The organism is Caballeronia sp. LZ019, assembly GCF_031450825.1.
Lineage (GTDB): Bacteria > Pseudomonadota > Gammaproteobacteria > Burkholderiales > Burkholderiaceae > Caballeronia.
This window is the reverse complement of the sequence record NZ_JARTVZ010000005.1, coordinates 2,597,045-2,613,734: the sequence shown is the minus strand read 5'-3', so window position 1 is coordinate 2,613,734 and position 16,690 is coordinate 2,597,045. Positions and strand designations below refer to the sequence as shown.

Below are 16,690 nucleotides of genomic sequence, written 5' to 3'. Positions count from 1 at the left end.
AGAGAGATTAAGCGGAGTGCCGTTTGCGATAGCCGTCGAGGAAGCGCGCGATGCGGTTGACCGAATCGGCCAGATCGTCGACGTTCGGCAGGAAGACCACGCGGAAGTGGTCCGGCGTCGGCCAGTTGAAACCCGTGCCCTGCACCAGCAGGACGCGCTCTTCGAGCAGCAGGTCGGTGATGAACTGCTGGTCGTCGGCGATGGGGTACATCTTCGGGTCGAGCTTCGGAAACATGTAGAGCGCGGCCTGCGGCTTCACGCACGTAACGCCCGGAATGGCCGTGAGCATCTCATACGCGAGGTCGCGCTGCTTGAAAAGACGCCCGCCCGGCACGATCAGGTCGTTGATGCTCTGATAGCCGCCGAGCGCCGTCTGAATGGCGTACTGGCCGGGCACGTTCGGGCAGAGCCGCATGGACGCGAGAATGCCGAGCCCTTCCAGATAGTCCCTGGCGCGCCGGCGATTTTCTTCGATGAGCCCGGAAATCGCCATCCAGCCCGCGCGATACCCGCACGAGCGATAGCTCTTCGACAAGCTGTTGAACGTCACCGTGATGACGTCTTCGGAGAGCGCGGCCATCGACGTGTGCGTCTTGCCGTCGTACACGATCTTGTCGTAGACCTCGTCGGCGAAGACGATGAGCCCGTGTTCCCGCGCGATGCCGATGAGTTCCTGCAGCAGCTCGTCCGAATACAGCGCGCCGGTCGGATTGTTCGGGTTGATCACGACGAGCGCCTTCGTATTCGGCGTGATCTTCGCGCGAATGTCGTCGAGGTCGGGCATCCAGCCGTTGCCCTCGTCGCACATGTAGTGGCGCGGCGTGCCCGATGACAGGCTCACCGCCGCCGTCCACAGCGGATAGTCCGGCGCGGGGAGCAACACCTCGTCGCCGTCGTTGAGCAGCGCCTGCATCGCCATGACGATCAGCTCCGACGCGCCATTGCCGATGTAGATATCGTCCAGTTCCACGCCCGTCACGCCCTTTTGCTGCGTGTAGTGCATGATCGCCTTGCGAGCGGCGAAGACGCCCTTCGAATCCGAATAGCCCGAGGAGCCCGGCAGGTTGCGGATCATGTCCTGAATGATCTCGTCCGGCGCTTCGAAGCCGAACGGCGCGAGATTGCCGATGTTGAGCTTGATGATGCGATGCCCTTCTTCCTCGAGGCGCTTCGCGTGTTCGAGCACGGGTCCGCGAATGTCGTAACAGACGTTTTGCAGCTTATTGGATTTGAGGATCGGTTTCACGGCGGGCGGCTCTGATGATGGACGAATACGGTGCGGTTCTTGCGGCGTGCGTTCGGCGCAGCTCGCCGCGGCTTGCCGGGGCCTGCCGCGACGATACGCGCGGACGCCGGCGCACCGCTTGGAAGTATCGACGAAAGCGGGTGAAACGGGGTTGTGCGGAACCGACACGGCCGGGATTATCGCGCCTTGCGGCGCTCGCGGATGACGCCTCGCCAGATAGGGCGCGGGCGCTGCCGGCCGGATTGCGTGTCGATGGCGGCTTGTGGCGGCAGGCGAGCGCAACGGTTGCCGCGCAAGCAGACCGTGCGGCCGGAAAGTTATAATTTACCGATTATGGCCCGGTTCCGCAATGCACCAAAGCGCGGCGCGAAGTCTGCCGCGCGGCCTTGTTTGGCAGCCGTGTCCGCCCTTCTTCTCTTGCCGGATCTTCGTTTTGAAACTTCATCAGGAATCGAGCGGCGCACTCAATACGATCACGAGCTACGGAGACGGTTTCGTCGCCATCAATCTGCAGCGGCACGAAGGCAGCGTCATCGTGATCCCCGATGCGCCCGTCGCCGACTGGCCGGTTTCGTCGTTCGACGCGCTCACCCCCGAACATTTCGAGGTCCTCGTTCAGGCCGCGCCGGAAGTCGTGATCTTCGGCAGCGGCGGGAAGCTGCGCTTTCCGCATCCGCGCCTCGTCGCGCGGCTCGCGAAGCACCGCATCGGCGTGGAAACGATGGACTTCGGCGCGGCCTGCCGCACGTACAACATTCTGATGTCCGAAGGGCGGCGCGTCGCCGCCGCGCTGCTGATCGAAGCGTGACGGGATAAGCAGCGTGCCGATAAGCGTCCGTTAAGGCGCCATCGGCGACACTCGCGCGGCGCGGGCGGACGCCGTCCGATCCGGTCCAGTGCGCCAAAATGACGAATCGGGGTCAGGCGTGCGATACACTCCCGCCCGGCGTGCGTCACGCGCCCGTGCCGAGGCACGTGCGCGGCGGCGCGACGCCCCTTTCACCGGGCTTTCCGCTGGTTTCCCGTTGCTTTCCGTCGCGCTTCCCACTTCGAGCGCCGTGCGCGGAAACTTGCGCCGCATTTTCGTGCCTGAGGATGCGGAACGCGCGGGTCGCGCCCTGGCAGGCGGGCACGGCAGCGTCAAACAGCCCATCTCGATTCACTAGCGCCGCATCGCGGCATCGGACAGGTCGACTTCATGAACGATACGCCTTCGCGGCTACCGCTCACACGCCTTTCGCTCACGCTTCTCGTCATCGCGCTCGCGATCGTCTGGTTCGCGCCGCTCGGGCTGCGCCATCTCGTCCCGAGCGACGAAGGCCGCTACGCCGAAATGGCGCGTGAGATGTTCGTCACCGGCGACTGGATCACGCCGCGCTACAACGGCTACAAGTATTTCGAGAAGCCGCCGCTGCAGACCTGGGCGAATGCGCTCACGTTCGCATGGTTCGGCATCGGCGAATGGCAGGCGCGTCTCTATACGGCGCTGACGGGTTTCGCCGGCGTGCTGCTGATCGGCTTCACCGGCAAGCGCGTGTTCAACGCGATGACGGGCTTCGCCGCCGCGGTCATCCTCGCGACGTGCCCGTACTGGAGCCTGATGGGCCACTTCAACGCGCTGGACATGGGCCTTTCGTTCTGGATGGAGCTCACGCTCTGCGCGCTGCTGCTCGCCCAGCGCCCCGGCCTGCCCGCGCGCCACGTGCGCCTCTGGATGTGGCTCTGCTGGGCCGCGATGGCCGCCGCGGTGCTGTCCAAAGGGCTCGTCGGCCTGATCCTGCCCGGCGCCGTGCTCGTCCTCTATTCGATCGTTTCGCGCGACTGGGCGCTCTGGAAGCGCCTCTATATCGGCAGCGGGCTGATCGTCTTCCTGATCGTCGCCGCGCCGTGGTTCGTGCTCGTGCAGATGAAGAATCCCGAGTTCTTCGACTTCTTCTTCATCGTGCAGCAGTTCAAGCGCTATCTGACGCCCGAGCAGAACCGCCCGGGCCCCTTCTATTACTTCGTGCCCGTGCTGATCGTAGGCTTTCTGCCGTGGCTGTCCGTCGTGGTGCAGAGCGTGCGCCACGGCGTGAAGACGCCACGCCAGCCCAACGGCTTCGCGCCCGTCACGATGCTGCTCGTCTGGTCCGCGTTCATCTTCCTGTTCTTCAGCGCGTCGCATTCGAAGCTGCTGTCGTATGTGCTGCCGATCGCACCGGCTATCGCGCTCGTCATCGGGCTGTACTTGCCCTCGCTCACGAAGAGCCAGTACCGCATGCATCTGATCGGCTATGCGGTGTTCCTGATCGCGGCGGCGTTCGGCGCGATTTTCATCGGCCGGGCGGGAAGCGCGGGCACGCCGAACGCGTTGTATCGCGCATTTCAGGTCTGGGTGTATGCGGGCATCGCGGTTGCGTTCGTCGTGACGGTCTTCGCGCTCTGGCTGAACCGGCGCAGCGTGCTGGCGGGCGCGGCGGGGCTCGGCGCGGCGTGGCTGCTGCTCGGCACGATCGCCGGCACCGGGCACGACGTCTTCGGCGCCGAGAGTTCCGGCGTGAAGCTCGTGCCGGCCGTGAAAGCCGCGATGGCGAAGCTGCCGCCGGACACGCCTTTCTATTCGGTCGCCAAGCTCGATCACACGATGCCCTTCTACCTCGGCCGCACGATGACGATGGTGCAGGAAGCCGACGAACTGAAGTTCGGCGTCACGACCGAGCCGCAGAAGTGGCTTCCGACCATCGACGAGTGGGTGCGGCGCTGGAACGCTGATCGTTACGCGCTCGCGCTGCTGCCGCCCGCGCGCTACGACGAGATGCTCGCGCGCGGCGTGCCGATGCAGGTCATCGCCCGCGACGCGCGACGCGTCATCGTGGAGAAGCCGCAGCCGTGACGGCGCACATCGCTCGCGCCGGCATCAGCCATTGAACCGAGTATCCTTATTGTCCAATCGATGAATCCGATTTCCTTCACTTGCATCGTCATCGGCGTATTGTTGAACGCGTGCGCCCAGTTGTTGCTCAAGGCCGGCGTCAATGCCGTCGGCCATTTCGATATGACCCCCGCGAACATCGTGCCGGTCGGTTTCAAGATTGCGACGCAATGGCCCATCATCGGCGGACTCGCGTGCTACGTGATCAGCGTCGTCGTGTGGATCGTGGGACTGTCGCGGGTTGACGTGTCGGTCGCGTATCCGATGCTCTCGCTCGGCTACGTCGTCAACGCTTTCGCGGCATGGTATTTGTTCGGCGAAGTGCTGTCGGTGCAGCGGCTCGTCGGTATCGGCATCATTCTCGTCGGCGTGGCCGTGCTCGCGCGCGGCTGATTCCCGTTTCACTCCCTTTTTGTTAAGCAGACATTCCATGACTCAGACCTCGCGGCCGTTCCTGCCCTTCGTCAAGCCTGAGATCGACGAGGAAACCATTCAGGGCGTCGTCGACGTGCTGCGTTCCGGCTGGATCACCACCGGCCCGCAGAACCAGCAATTCGAAGCCGAGTTGTCGGCGTATTTCGGCGGCCGTCCGGTGCGCGCATTCAATTCCGGCACCTGCACGATGGAAATCGCGCTGCGCATCGCGGGCGTCGGTGCGGGCGACGAAGTCATCACCACGCCGATGACGTGGGTCTCGACCGCGAACGTGATTCTCGAAGTCGGCGCGACGCCGGTCTTCGTCGATATCGATCCGCTCACGCGCAACATGGACCTGAACTTGCTTGAAAAGGCCATCACGCCGCGCACGAAAGCGATCATGCCCGTTTATCTCGCGGGCCTGCCGGTGGACATGGACCGGCTCTACGACATCGCGCGCGCCCACAAGCTGCGCGTGATCGAAGACGCGGCACAGGCCTTCGGCTCGACGTGGAACGGCAAGCGCATCGGCTCGTTCGGCGATCTGGTGTCGATCAGCTTCCACGCGAACAAGAACGTGACGTCGATCGAAGGCGGCGCGCTCATCCTGAACAACGAGGACGAAGCGGAACTCGCGCGCAAGTACCGGCTGCAGGGCATCACGCGCACGGGCTTCGACGGCATGGACTGCGACGTGCTCGGCGGCAAGTACAACCTGACCGATGTCGCGGCGCGCGTCGGACTCGGCCAGTTGCGGCAGGTCGAACGCTTCACGGAAAAGCGCCGGGAACTTGCGCGCGCCTACTTCGATGCGTTCGAAGGCGGCGCGGCGGTCCGGCTCGGCGTCGGGCTGCCGCCGCGCAATTTCACCGACAGCAACTGGCACATGTTTCAGATCGCGCTGCCGCTCGACAGGCTGGAACTGACGCGCGCGCAATTCATGGAGCAACTGAAGGAGCGCGGCGTCGGCGCGGGCGTGCACTATCCGGCGCTGCATCTGTTTTCGCTGTATCGCGCGCGCGGCTTCTCAGAAGGCATGTTTCCGCACGCCGAGCGATACGGCGCATCGACGGTCACGCTGCCGCTCTTCACGCTGATGAGCAAGGACGATGTCGCGCACGTCGTGAAGTCGGTCGACGAAATCTGCGCGCAGCATGGCCTCAACCGTTAATGAAATGCACAGGAAATGCACAGCCACATGAGTCATACGGAGTTTCCGGCGAATTCGCCCGAAGTCTCGATCGTCATTCCGGTGTACAACGAGGCGGACGGTCTCGCCGCCCTCTTCGAGCGCCTGTACCCGGCGCTCGATGCGCTCGGCACGTCGTATGAAGTCATCTTCATCAACGACGGCAGCCGCGACAAGTCGGCGGCGCTGCTCGCCCAGCAGTTCCACGTGCGTCCGGATACCACGCGCGTGATCCTTCTCAACGGCAATTACGGCCAGCACATGGCGATTCTCGCGGGCTTCGAGCAATCGCGCGGCGAGATCGTCGTCACGCTCGACGCCGACCTGCAGAATCCGCCCGAAGAGATCGGCAAGCTCGTCGCGAAGATGCGCGAAGGCTACGACTACGTCGGCACGATCCGCCAGCAGCGCCAGGACAGCCTGTGGCGCAAGAAGGCGTCGCGCGCGATGAACCGCCTGCGCGAGCGCATCACCAAGATCAAGATGACGGACCAGGGTTGCATGTTGCGCGCATACAGCCGGCACATCATCGACACGATCAACCGGTGCGGCGAAATCAACACGTTCATTCCCGCGCTCGCGTACACCTTCGCGCAGAACCCGATCGAAGTGGACGTGGCGCACGAGGAGCGCTTCGCGGGCGAATCGAAGTATTCGCTCTATAGCCTCATTCGCCTCAACTTCGACCTCGTCACCGGCTTCTCGGTCGTGCCGCTGCAATGGCTGTCGTTCATCGGCGTGATCCTCTCGGTCGGCTCAGCCGGACTCTTCGTGCTGCTGCTGATTCGCCGCTTCATGTTCGGCGCGGAAGTTCAGGGTGTGTTCACGCTGTTCGCCATCACGTTCTTCATGCTCGGCGTGATCATCTTCGCGCTCGGGCTGCTCGGCGAATACATCGGCCGCATCTATCAGCAAGTGCGCGCACGGCCGCGCTATCTGGTGCAGACCATCCTCGAACAGCGCGACGGCCTGCCCGTCGCGGACCAGCCGATGCAGACCGTGATGCGGCCGGTCCAGCCGGTTGCGGCCGTCGTCAGCCGCGAGGACAACGGCCGATGAAGCCGCGCGCCGTCGTTTTCGCCTATCACAACGTCGGCGTGCGCTGCCTGCAGGTGCTGCTCGCACGCGGCGTCGATGTCGCGCTCGTCGTCACGCACGAGGACAGCGCCACCGAGAACATCTGGTTCGGCAGCGTCGCGCAGGTCGCGGCGGAGCATGGCATCGACGTCATCACGCCCGCCGATCCGGCGTCGCCCGACGTGCACGCCGCCGTCGCCAAAGCCGCGCCCGACTTCATCTTCTCGTTTTACTACCGGCACATGCTGCCGGTGACGCTGCTCGCGCTCGCCCGGCGCGGCGCATACAACATGCATGGCTCGCTGCTGCCGAAGTATCGCGGCCGCGTGCCGACCAACTGGGCGGTCATCAACGGCGAGACGGAAACCGGCGCGACGCTGCACGAGATGGCGGCGAAGCCCGACGCCGGCGCCATCGTCGCGCAGACGCCCGTGCCGATTCTCCCCGACGACACCGCCGCCCAGGTCTTCGATAAAACCGTGGTCGCCGCCGAACAGACGCTCTGGCGCGCGCTGCCCGCGCTACTGGCCGGGGAAGCGCCGCATCTGCCGAACGATCTCTCCGCCGGAAGCTATTACGGCGGACGCAAGCCGGAGGACGGGCGCATCGACTGGACGCAGCCCGCGCAGCGCGTCTACAACCTGATTCGCGCGGTCGCCCCGCCCTATCCCGGCGCGTTCACGGATATCGACGAGCATCGCTTCATCGTGGCGCGCGCGCGCCTCGTGTCCGAAACCGGCGCGCCCGGCGTGCCGGCGCACAAGCTGGCCGAACTGCGGAGTTTGCCGCCAGGCCTAAGGGTGACGGATAATGCGCTGTTTGGCGTCTGCGGCGACGGCCGCGTGATCGCCGTGCACGAACTGCGCCATCGGCTGCTCGACGCCGCTTCGCAACCCCTGGGCGAAGAACGCGCTATCGATCCCGCCGAATTCGGCCGACTCATTCAATCCACTCGTCATTCATGAAAAAAGTCCTCATCCTGGGTGTCAACGGCTTTATCGGCCATCACCTGTCCAAGCGCATCCTCGAAACCACCGACTGGGAAGTCTTCGGGATGGACATGCAAACCGATCGCCTGGGCGAGCTCGCGAATCACGAGCGGATGCACTTCTTCGAAGGCGACATCACCATCAACAAGGAGTGGGTCGAGTATCACGTGAAGAAGTGCGACGTGATCCTGCCGCTCGTCGCCATCGCCACGCCCGCGACCTACGTGAAGCAGCCGCTGCGCGTGTTCGAACTGGACTTCGAGGCGAACCTGCCGATCGTGCGTTCGGCCGTGAAGTACGGCAAGCATCTGGTGTTTCCGTCGACTTCCGAGGTCTACGGCATGTGCACTGACGAGCAGTTCGACCCGGAGAACTCCACGCTTTCCTACGGCCCCATCAACAAGCCGCGCTGGATCTACGCGTGCTCGAAGCAGCTCATGGACCGTGTGATCTGGGGCTACGGCATGGAAGGTCTCAACTTCACGCTGTTCCGTCCGTTCAACTGGATCGGCCCGGGCCTCGACTCCATCTACACGCCGAAGGAAGGTTCGTCGCGCGTGGTCACGCAGTTTCTCGGCCACATCGTGCGCGGCGAGAACATCAGTCTCGTCGATGGCGGCGCGCAGAAGCGTGCGTTCACGGACATCGACGACGGCATCGGCGCGCTGATGAAGATCATCGAGAACAAGGGCGGCGTAGCCACGGGCAAGATCTATAACATCGGCAATCCGACGAACAACTTCTCGGTGCGCGAGCTCGCCAACAAGATGCTGGCGCTCGCGAACGAGTTCCCCGAATACGCCGAAACCGCGAAGCAGGTGCAGCTCGTCGAAACCTCGTCGGGCGCGTACTACGGCGCAGGCTATCAGGACGTGCAGAACCGCGTGCCGAAGATCGACAACACGATGCAGGACCTCGGCTGGGCACCGCAAGCCACGATGGACGACGCCCTGCGCAAGATCTTCGAAGCGTATCGCGGCATCGTGGGCGAGGCGCGCAAGCTGGTCGAACAGGCCGATCAGAACTGAGGCCGGCGCGTGGCTCGCATCGTCCTTAAGATCGACGTGGATACGCTGCGCGGCACGCGTGAAGGCGTGCCCAACCTCGGGCGTCTGCTCGACAAGTACAGCGCCCGTGCGACCTTCCTGTTCAGCCTCGGCCCCGATCACACCGGCTGGGCGCTGCGCCGCGTGTTCCGGCCGGGGTTTCTGAAGAAGGTGTCGCGCACGTCGGTGGTCGAGCACTACGGCATCAGGACGCTCATGTATGGCGTGCTGCTGCCGGGGCCGGATATCGGCAGGCAGGCGGTATCGGAGATGCGCGCGATCCACGAGGCCGGCTTCGAATGCGGCATTCACACCTGGGATCACGTGTACTGGCAGGACAACGTGCGCGCACGCGACCGCGCGTGGACCGTCGCGCAGATGCAGCGGAGCCATGCGCGCTTCATCGAGATTTTCGGCGCACCGCCCGTCACGCACGGCGCGGCAGGCTGGCAGATGAACGGCTACGCGTTCGAGCAGATCGACGCATGGGGCATGCGCTATGCATCCGACGGACGCGGGCATACGCCGTATATCCCGGTGCTGGATGGCCGCACGCTCGATCACATCCAGATGCCGACCACGCTGCCGACGCTCGACGAAGTGCTCGGCGTGGATGGCGTCGACGTGAGCAACGTCGCGGCGCATCTCTTGCGGCATACGATGAACAACCCGCACGATCAGGTGTTCACGCTGCACGCGGAACTCGAAGGGCAGAAGCTCGCGCCGGTGTTCGAGCAGTTGCTCGCCGGCTGGCGTGCGCAGGGACACAGCTTCGCCACGATGGGCGACTATCATGCGACGCTGGATCGCGCCACGCTGCCCTCGTATCCGGTGACGTGGGGCGAGATTCCCGGCCGCGCGGGCGAACTCATCGTGCAGCCGGGCTGAACGAGCGTTATCGAAGCGCCGCGCGCCCCGTTCCACAAGAATCAACGACAAAGGAGAAACCTACGTGCCAGTCGCAGTCGGCCAGCCCGTTCCCGATTTCACCGCGCCCGCAACGGGCGGCGAGTTCACGCTCTCGAGCCTGCGCGGCCAGAAGGTCGTGCTGTTCTTCTATCCGAAGGACAACACGCCCGGCTGCACGACGGAAAGCCTCGGCTTCCGCGATAGCTACGAGCAGTTCAAGGCCGCGGGTGCGGAAATCGTCGGCATCTCGCGCGACAGCGTGAAGTCGCACGACAACTTCAAGGCGAAGCTGGAGCTGCCGTACACGCTCGTCTCCGATTCCGACGAAGCCATCTGCGCGCTGTTCGACGTCATCAAGATGAAGAAGATGTATGGCAAGGAAGTGCGCGGCATCGAGCGCTCGACCTTCCTCGTGGACGCCGACGGCGTGCTGCGCCGCGAGTTCCGCGGCATCAAGGTGCCAGGGCACGTAGAGGCCATCGTCGAGGCTGTACAAGCGATTTGAGGCACGTTATATTGGTTCGCAATGAGCGCCTGTCCACCCCATTCCCTTTGCCTTCGCGCCTGCCGCCGTGCGCCTTTCGGCGCCGTCGGCATGGACCCGGGCTACGTGGGACGGGCACGGCGCAGGCGCTCCGAAAGAGAAGTCAGCCGCTGGTTCCGCTAACACGGACGGCGGCTTTTTTATTTGCGTCGCGCGCGGGCCGGGTTGGCCGGCCGGGCGCGCGTCGCGAGTTACGCATCGAGGAGCAGATCGAAACCTAGGCGAACCGGCGTTTTCGACAACGAAGCGCGCCACCAGGCGCAAACTGCGGGACACTTAGCGCTAAACGCTAGATGGGCGAACGAGCAGGATGCGACAGGCGGCGCACGATACATGACCCGATTCCTTCTGAGGGAACACCATGCCTTTGCCTACCGCCCCGGCCAAGCTCGGCCATCTCCTTCCGGCCGAAGAGTACAAGGCCAAAGCCCGGCCGTCGAAGCAATCCAGAAAAGCCGCGACGAGCGATGACGACGCGAACGGCGCGGTCGATACCGTCGCCGCGGAGCGTCCCCAGGCAGCCAATGCGGCGCATACGCTGCGCGCCATCGCGAGCGACGTGCTGACGCAGCCGCCGCAGGAGCCGTCGGCGCAAGCACCCGCGCCCGCCACGCGCGGACGTCGCACGAAACAGACCGCCGCGCTCTTGCAGCCGGTGCCGGACGCGCGCGCCAGAGCCGAAAAGCAGGACGATGCGGCCCAAGAGCCGCGTGCGCCCAAACGCGAAGCGCGCACCGAAGCGCCCGCCACGACGCCTGCCGCTCCGGCCGCCGCGCCCGCAAGCGACGCGCGCACCCAGACGAAGCGCCGCCAGCGCGGCGCTGTCGAGGACGAACTGCGCAAGCTCTTCGTGCTCGATACCAACGTGCTGATGCACGACCCGAGTTCCCTGTTCCGCTTCGAGGAACACGACATCTATCTGCCGATGATGACGCTGGAGGAACTCGACAATCACAAAAAGGGCATGTCCGAAGTGGCGCGCAATGCGCGTCAGGTGAGCCGCACGCTCGATGCGCTCGTGGCCAACGGCGGGCAGATGTCCGAAGGCATCGCGCTCGCCGCGCAAGGCAATCGGGATGCGCTCGGCCGCCTCTACTTCCAGACGACGCTCACCGATATCGAGCCGGTCGAAGGCCTGCCCGTCGGCAAGGCGGACAACCAGATTCTCGGCGTCGTGCGCGCGCTGCAGAAGGAGCGGCAGGATCGTCAGGTGGTGCTGGTGTCGAAAGACATCAACATGCGCATCAAGGCGCACGCCCTCGGCCTGCCCGCCGAGGACTACTTCAACGATCAGGTTCTCGAAGACAAGGACCTGCTCTATTCCGGCGTGCGCCCGCTGCCCCAGGACTTCTGGACGAAGCACGCGAAGGGCATGGAAAGCTGGCAGGACACGAAGACCGGCACCACGTATTACCGCGTGACCGGACCGCTCTGCCCGTCGATGCTCGTCAACGAGTTCGTCTACCTAGAGCCACAGAACGGCGAGCCGTCGTTCCATGCCGTCGTGCGCGAGCTGAACGGCAAGACCGCGCTCCTTCAGACGCTGCGTGACTACGGGCATCACAAGAACAACGTGTGGGGCATCACGGCGCGCAATCGCGAGCAGAACTTCGCGCTCAACCTGCTGATGAACCCGGAAGTCGATTTCGTCACGCTGCTCGGTCAGGCCGGCACCGGCAAGACGCTGATGGCGCTCGCCGCCGGCCTCGCGCAAGTGCTCGACGACAAGCGCTACAACGAGATCATCGTGACGCGGGCGACGGTGCCGGTCGGCGAGGACATCGGCTTTCTGCCGGGCACCGAGGAAGAGAAGATGCAGCCGTGGATGGGCGCGTTCGACGACAACCTCGAAGTCCTGCAGAAGACCGACGATGCCGCCGGCGAGTGGGGCCGCGCCGCGACGCAGGAGCTCATCCGTTCGCGCCTGAAGGTGAAGAGCATGAACTTCATGCGCGGCCGGACCTTCGTCGATAAATACGTGATCATCGACGAAGCGCAGAACCTGACGCCCAAGCAGATGAAGACGCTCGTCACGCGCGCGGGTCCGGGGACGAAGATCGTGTGTCTCGGCAACATCGCGCAGATCGATACGCCGTATCTGACCGAGGGCAGTTCGGGGCTCACGTATGTCGTGGACCGCTTCAAGGGGTGGACGCATAGCGGTCACGTGACGCTGGCGCGTGGCGAGCGCTCGCGTCTCGCGGACTACGCTTCGGACATTCTCTAAGCGCGCTGCACGCAGTCGAATCGAAGCCCGGCCGGAGCCATCCCGCCGGGCTTTTTTGCGGCTGGACGTTCCGCGCCAGCAACAGTTATCGCGCGAACTTAAAGTGAAGTGTCACGAACTGTTGCGGCACGGCCGTGCGGCGGGCTAGTATCGGCGGATTGATCCGTTCTGGCGAGCGTGGCTCGCCGCCTGCTCGAAATGCGTCGAATCTGGCTGCCGCTCATCGTCACCATCCTGCTTGCCGCGTGTGGAACCGCGCCGCAGCAGGCCGCGCGCAAGCCTGCTTCAGCCGGGGCAAGCACCGGCCACGGCGCCGCTTCCCGCACCTACGCGCCGCCCGCGGGCTTTCCCAATTTCGTCGATCACAGCGTCGGGCGCGAGGAAATCTCCATTCAGGCGATGTCGCTCGTCGGCGTGCCGTATCGCTGGGGTGGCAACACGCCGGACGCGGGCTTCGATTGCAGCGGGCTCGTGCGTTATGTCGTCGACCGGGCCGCGTCCGTCAATCTGCCGCGCACGACCGCCGAAATGAGCGGACGCGGCGAGTCCATTCAGCCCGATGAAGTCGCGCCCGGCGACCTGATCTTTTTCAACACGACAGGCCGCCCGCATTCCCATGTCGGCATCTATGTGGGCAAGCTGCGTTTTGTGAATGCACCATCGACGGGCGGGACCGTGCGGCTCGATTACCTGACCAATCCTTACTGGGCCAAGCGCTTCGACGGAATCCGCCGTGTCGCGCCGGCGAAGGCTGCGCCGACGCCGTTCGATGCGCCGACGTATGTGGCGTCGCAGCCTCAGTCGGGCGCGCAGGCGGTTCAAGCGTCGGCGTCGGTCGTCGCTCGCGCCGATGGCTTCGCGCCTGAGTCTTCGTCTGCGGGCGCGCCTCGGAGCCAGACGTCAGGCCCCGATCCCTTCGAGCCACCGCCGTCGCCAGCCGCGGCGCAACGTCAATCATCCGCGATGGCGGCGGCTTCCGCGCGGCAATCGGTTAGCGTCGACCGGCAGTCGCCGCCCAGTGTACGCGCCGACGCGTTCGAACCCCCGCCATCGACCTCCACTGCGGCACGACGCCAGGCGCAAGGCGCGGCGGTCATCGACGCCGCGCCCGATCCGATCCAGGCCGCCGCCGACGCGTTCGAACCGCCGCCGCCCACCTCGCGCGCCGCACGCCTGCAGGCCCGCGCCGCACAAGCCACCGCGCCGGCCGATTCCGCCGAGGCACCGGTCCGCGCGATGCGGGCCTCGACCGGCTCGCTCGCCGCGCCGCGGCCTGCCGCAAGCGACGACCCCATCGCCCGCTTCGCCGACGGCCTCGACTGACACTCGCCTCGCCTCTCTGCTATCGTGTTCCGGTTCATCGTCAACAGCGGCACGAAAGAACCGATAGGAGCGAATTACCATGGACCTGGGTCTTGCGGGCAAGGTCGTCCTGATCACGGGCGGCAGCAAGGGCATCGGCTTTGCCTGTGCGAAAGCGTTCGCGCGTGAAGGCGCAAGAGTCGCCATCGTCTCGCGCGATGCCGCCAATCTCGCCCGGGCGCGAGAGCAACTCGCCGCCGACGGCCATCACGTGCATCTCGCCCGCGCCGATCTGCACGAAGCGCACAGCGCCGAGGACGTCGTCGAGGAAGCGAGCGCGGCGCTCGGCCCCATCGATATTCTCGTCAACAGCGCCGGCGCGGCGCGCCGCTACGATCCCGATTCGCTCGATGCCGCCGCCTACAAGGCCGCGATGGACGCCAAGTATTTCTCCTACGTCTACCCGCAGCAGGTCGTACTGAAGCGCATGGCCGAGCGCGTGCGCAATGAGCCGGACGCCGAGCCGGGCGCGATCGTGAATATCGTCGGAATGGGCGGCAAGATCGCGACGGATATCCACATCGCGGGCGGCGCGGCCAACGCGGCGCTGATGCTCAACACGGTCGGCCTCGCGCATCACTATGCGAAGCTCGGCATTCGCATCAACGCGATCAATCCCGGCGCGACGCTCACCGAGCGCGTCGAGGAGGCGCTGGAACTGGAGGCGCAACGGCAAGGCGTCACGCGCGAGCAGGTGCTCGCCGACAGCCAGGCCAAAGTGCCGCTCGGGCGTTACGCGAAACCGGAGGAAATTGCCGACGTCGCGCTGTTCCTGGCGAGCCGCCGCGCGAGTTATGTGTCGGGCGCGATCATCCCGATGGACGGGGTGTCGTCGCCGATCATTTGATGCGCTGCGGCCCCGGATGACCGGGGCCGCAGGCGAATGTGAAGCAGAGGCTCAGAAGCAGAGGCTCAGAAGATGTGATGACCGACCCACCAGCCGGCAGCGGCAAGCGCAGCCGAGGCCGGAATGGTCAGCACCCACGCCCACACGATGTTGCCCGCAACGCCCCAGCGCACTGCGCTGAACTTCTGCGTCGCCCCGACGCCGACGATCGCGCCGGTGATGGTGTGCGTCGTGGAAACGGGAATGCCGAGCAACGACGCGACGAATAGCGTGATCGCCCCGCCCGTCTCCGCGCAGAAGCCGCCGACGGGCTTGAGCTTCGTGATCTTCTGACCCATCGTGCGAACGATGCGCCAGCCGCCGAACAGCGTGCCGAGCCCCATCGACAGATAGCACAGCGCGATCACCCAGATGGGCGGTGCGTCCGCTGTGACCGAGGCGTAGCCGCTGGCGATCAGCAGCATCCAGATGATGCCGATGGTCTTCTGCGCATCGTTGCCGCCGTGACCGAGCGAATACAGACCCGCCGAGACGAGCTGCATGCGGCGAAAGCGCCGGTTGACTTTCGACGGCGGCGTGCGGAAGAACATCCACGACACGAGGAGCATGAAGAACGAGCCGAGGATGAAGCCCAGCAGCGGCGAGATGAAGATGAACGCGACGGTCTTCAGCAGCCCGTCCCAGTTCAGCGATCCCCAGCCCGACTTGGCGAGCGCGGCGCCGACGAGCCCGCCGATCAGCGCGTGCGACGAACTCGACGGAATGCCGTACACCCACGTCACGATGTTCCAGCCGATGGCCCCGACGAGCGCGCCGAAGATGACGTAGTGATCGACGATGTTGGGATCGATCGTTCCCTTGCCGACGGTGGCGGCGACCTTCAGATGGAAAATGAAATACGCGATGACGTTGAATGCGGCCGCGAACGCGACGGCTTGCTGCGGCTTGAGCACGCCGGTCGATACGACCGTCGCGATGGAGTTGGCCGCGTCGTGGAAGCCGTTCATGAAGTCGAACACGAGTGCGACTATGACGAGCGTGGCGACGGCCCAGAGGGCGAGTTGAATCGAATGCATCAGTTGGTGTTGTTTTGACCGGCTTCAAATGCGGGCCGGTCTGTGTCGTCAGCACCCGCCGCGCGCGATTCGTCCTGCGCGAGCGCGGGCTCGGGCGGCATGATCAGGCGTTTTCCAGCACGATGCCTTCGATGATGTTGGCGACATCCTCGCACTTGTCGGTGATCGTCTCCAGGAGCTCGTAGATCGCCTTGAGCTTGATGAGCGTCTTCACGTCGTCTTCCTCACGGAACAGCTTCGACATGGCCGAACGCAGCACGCGGTCCGCGTCCGACTCGAGGCGATCGATCTCCTCGCAAATCTTGAGAATTTCGCTCGCGCGCTTCATGTCTTCGAGCAGGCCGACCGCGTTCTGCACGCGCAGGCACGTGGCCGTGCAGATATGCGCAAGCTGGCTCGCTTCCGAGGTCACCGCGCGCACGTCGTACAGTGAAATGGCGGTGGCGACGTCCTCCATGAGATCGAGGATGTCGTCCATCGTCGTGATCAGCTTGTGGATTTCGTCACGGTCGAGCGGCGTGATGAACGTCTTGTGCAGCAGGTCGATGGTTTCGTGCGTGAGCTTGTCAGCGCGCTTCTCGTTCGCCTGGACGTTCTGCTTGTGGACCTCGGCTTCGTGGAGGTTGTCTATCAGCAGTTCGAGCTCGCGGCTGGCGTCGACCATGCATTTCGCGTGGGCGTTGAAGATCTCGAAGAATTTGCCCTCGGTGGGCATGAAACGACCGAACATGAAAATCCCGATAGATGGGTCAATGAGGCTGTCATCAAACCGTCGTATTGTACCTGCGCCCAGCACCCCGCGCACCGCGCCATGCGCCACGCGCGAAGGAGGTGTCGCAACGGTCTGACA

At 64.8% G+C, this 16,690-nt stretch carries 15 protein-coding genes; 12 read left to right on the top strand and 3 right to left on the bottom strand.

The genetic code is table 11. The annotated features are described in order from the left end of the window. Positions 1-7: 7 nt before the first annotated feature. Positions 8-1,246 carry a pyridoxal phosphate-dependent aminotransferase gene (locus P9255_RS25755; RefSeq protein WP_309764920.1) on the bottom strand — a complete coding sequence of 413 codons (1,239 nt, stop codon included), beginning with the start codon at positions 1,244-1,246 and terminating at the stop codon, positions 8-10. A 433-nt stretch (positions 1,247-1,679) separates the two neighbouring features. On the opposite strand from P9255_RS25755, the gene P9255_RS25750 reads away from it, so the two are divergent. The 12 genes from P9255_RS25750 to P9255_RS25695 all read left to right on the top strand — a co-directional run bounded on the left by P9255_RS25750 (position 1,680) and on the right by P9255_RS25695 (position 14,764). Continuing rightward, the gene (locus P9255_RS25750) at positions 1,680-2,054 is read left to right on the top strand and encodes an Mth938-like domain-containing protein (RefSeq protein WP_309764921.1); all 375 of its coding nucleotides are present in this window, start codon (positions 1,680-1,682) and stop codon (positions 2,052-2,054) included. Positions 2,055-2,444: 390 nt separating this feature from the next. Further along, positions 2,445-4,118: a glycosyltransferase family 39 protein gene (locus tag P9255_RS25745; protein ID WP_309764922.1), complete on the top strand. Its 1,674-nt coding sequence runs from the start codon at positions 2,445-2,447 to the stop codon at positions 4,116-4,118. A 60-nt stretch (positions 4,119-4,178) separates the two neighbouring features. Next, positions 4,179-4,550 carry an SMR family transporter gene (locus tag P9255_RS25740; protein WP_309764923.1) on the top strand — a complete coding sequence of 124 codons (372 nt, stop codon included), beginning with the start codon at positions 4,179-4,181 and terminating at the stop codon, positions 4,548-4,550. A gap of 37 nt (positions 4,551-4,587) precedes the next feature. Next, entirely contained in the window at positions 4,588-5,745 is a 1,158-nt protein-coding gene (locus P9255_RS25735) for a DegT/DnrJ/EryC1/StrS aminotransferase family protein (RefSeq protein ID WP_309764924.1), read from the top strand. 27 nt (positions 5,746-5,772) lie between these two features. Then, on the top strand, positions 5,773-6,822 hold the full coding sequence (locus P9255_RS25730; RefSeq protein ID WP_309764925.1) for a glycosyltransferase: 1,050 nt from the start codon (positions 5,773-5,775) through the stop codon (positions 6,820-6,822). After that, a complete protein-coding gene (locus P9255_RS25725; protein WP_309764926.1) occupies positions 6,819-7,805 on the top strand; it encodes a formyltransferase in 987 nt (328 codons plus the stop codon). The genes P9255_RS25730 and P9255_RS25725 overlap by 4 nt, the downstream gene beginning before the upstream one ends. Beyond that, a complete protein-coding gene (locus tag P9255_RS25720; RefSeq protein WP_309764927.1) occupies positions 7,802-8,857 on the top strand; it encodes a bifunctional UDP-4-keto-pentose/UDP-xylose synthase in 1,056 nt (351 codons plus the stop codon). The genes P9255_RS25725 and P9255_RS25720 overlap by 4 nt, the downstream gene beginning before the upstream one ends. A gap of 9 nt (positions 8,858-8,866) precedes the next feature. Continuing rightward, on the top strand, positions 8,867-9,763 hold the full coding sequence (locus P9255_RS25715) for a polysaccharide deacetylase family protein (RefSeq protein WP_309764928.1): 897 nt from the start codon (positions 8,867-8,869) through the stop codon (positions 9,761-9,763). A gap of 64 nt (positions 9,764-9,827) precedes the next feature. Beyond that, positions 9,828-10,289 (top strand): peroxiredoxin, encoded by a 462-nt coding sequence (locus tag P9255_RS25710; RefSeq protein ID WP_309764929.1) that lies wholly within the window; start codon positions 9,828-9,830, stop codon positions 10,287-10,289. A gap of 400 nt (positions 10,290-10,689) precedes the next feature. Next, on the top strand, positions 10,690-12,555 hold the full coding sequence (locus tag P9255_RS25705) for a PhoH family protein (RefSeq protein WP_309790636.1): 1,866 nt from the start codon (positions 10,690-10,692) through the stop codon (positions 12,553-12,555). A 198-nt stretch (positions 12,556-12,753) separates the two neighbouring features. Beyond that, positions 12,754-13,878, top strand: a complete 1,125-nt coding sequence (locus P9255_RS25700; RefSeq protein WP_309790804.1) for an NlpC/P60 family protein — start codon at positions 12,754-12,756, stop codon at positions 13,876-13,878. 79 nt (positions 13,879-13,957) lie between these two features. Then, positions 13,958-14,764 carry an SDR family oxidoreductase gene (locus P9255_RS25695; protein WP_309764931.1) on the top strand — a complete coding sequence of 269 codons (807 nt, stop codon included), beginning with the start codon at positions 13,958-13,960 and terminating at the stop codon, positions 14,762-14,764. Between the two features lie 65 nt (positions 14,765-14,829). Here the strand turns inward: P9255_RS25695 and P9255_RS25690 are convergent, their stop codons facing one another. Next, positions 14,830-15,840 (bottom strand): anion permease, encoded by a 1,011-nt coding sequence (locus P9255_RS25690; RefSeq protein WP_309790635.1) that lies wholly within the window; start codon positions 15,838-15,840, stop codon positions 14,830-14,832. A 103-nt stretch (positions 15,841-15,943) separates the two neighbouring features. Then, the gene (locus P9255_RS25685) at positions 15,944-16,570 is read right to left on the bottom strand and encodes a DUF47 domain-containing protein (RefSeq protein ID WP_309764933.1); all 627 of its coding nucleotides are present in this window, start codon (positions 16,568-16,570) and stop codon (positions 15,944-15,946) included. Positions 16,571-16,690 lie beyond the last annotated feature (120 nt).

Bases quoted from the DNA above. Each gene is read 5' to 3' on its own strand.
- P9255_RS25745 (WP_309764922.1), top strand. From the start codon at position 2,445: ATGAACGATACGCCTTCGCGGCTACCGCTCACACGCCTTTCGCTCACG.
- P9255_RS25740 (WP_309764923.1), top strand. From the start codon at position 4,179: ATGAATCCGATTTCCTTCACTTGCATCGTCATCGGCGTATTGTTGAAC.
- P9255_RS25735 (WP_309764924.1), top strand. From the start codon at position 4,588: ATGACTCAGACCTCGCGGCCGTTCCTGCCCTTCGTCAAGCCTGAGATC.
- P9255_RS25730 (WP_309764925.1), top strand. From the start codon at position 5,773: ATGAGTCATACGGAGTTTCCGGCGAATTCGCCCGAAGTCTCGATCGTC.
- P9255_RS25725 (WP_309764926.1), top strand. From the start codon at position 6,819: ATGAAGCCGCGCGCCGTCGTTTTCGCCTATCACAACGTCGGCGTGCGC.
- P9255_RS25720 (WP_309764927.1), top strand. From the start codon at position 7,802: ATGAAAAAAGTCCTCATCCTGGGTGTCAACGGCTTTATCGGCCATCAC.
- P9255_RS25705 (WP_309790636.1), top strand. From the start codon at position 10,690: ATGCCTTTGCCTACCGCCCCGGCCAAGCTCGGCCATCTCCTTCCGGCC.
- P9255_RS25700 (WP_309790804.1), top strand. From the start codon at position 12,754: ATGCGTCGAATCTGGCTGCCGCTCATCGTCACCATCCTGCTTGCCGCG.
- P9255_RS25695 (WP_309764931.1), top strand. From the start codon at position 13,958: ATGGACCTGGGTCTTGCGGGCAAGGTCGTCCTGATCACGGGCGGCAGC.
- P9255_RS25690 (WP_309790635.1), bottom strand. From the start codon at position 15,840: ATGCATTCGATTCAACTCGCCCTCTGGGCCGTCGCCACGCTCGTCATA.
- P9255_RS25685 (WP_309764933.1), bottom strand. From the start codon at position 16,570: ATGTTCGGTCGTTTCATGCCCACCGAGGGCAAATTCTTCGAGATCTTC.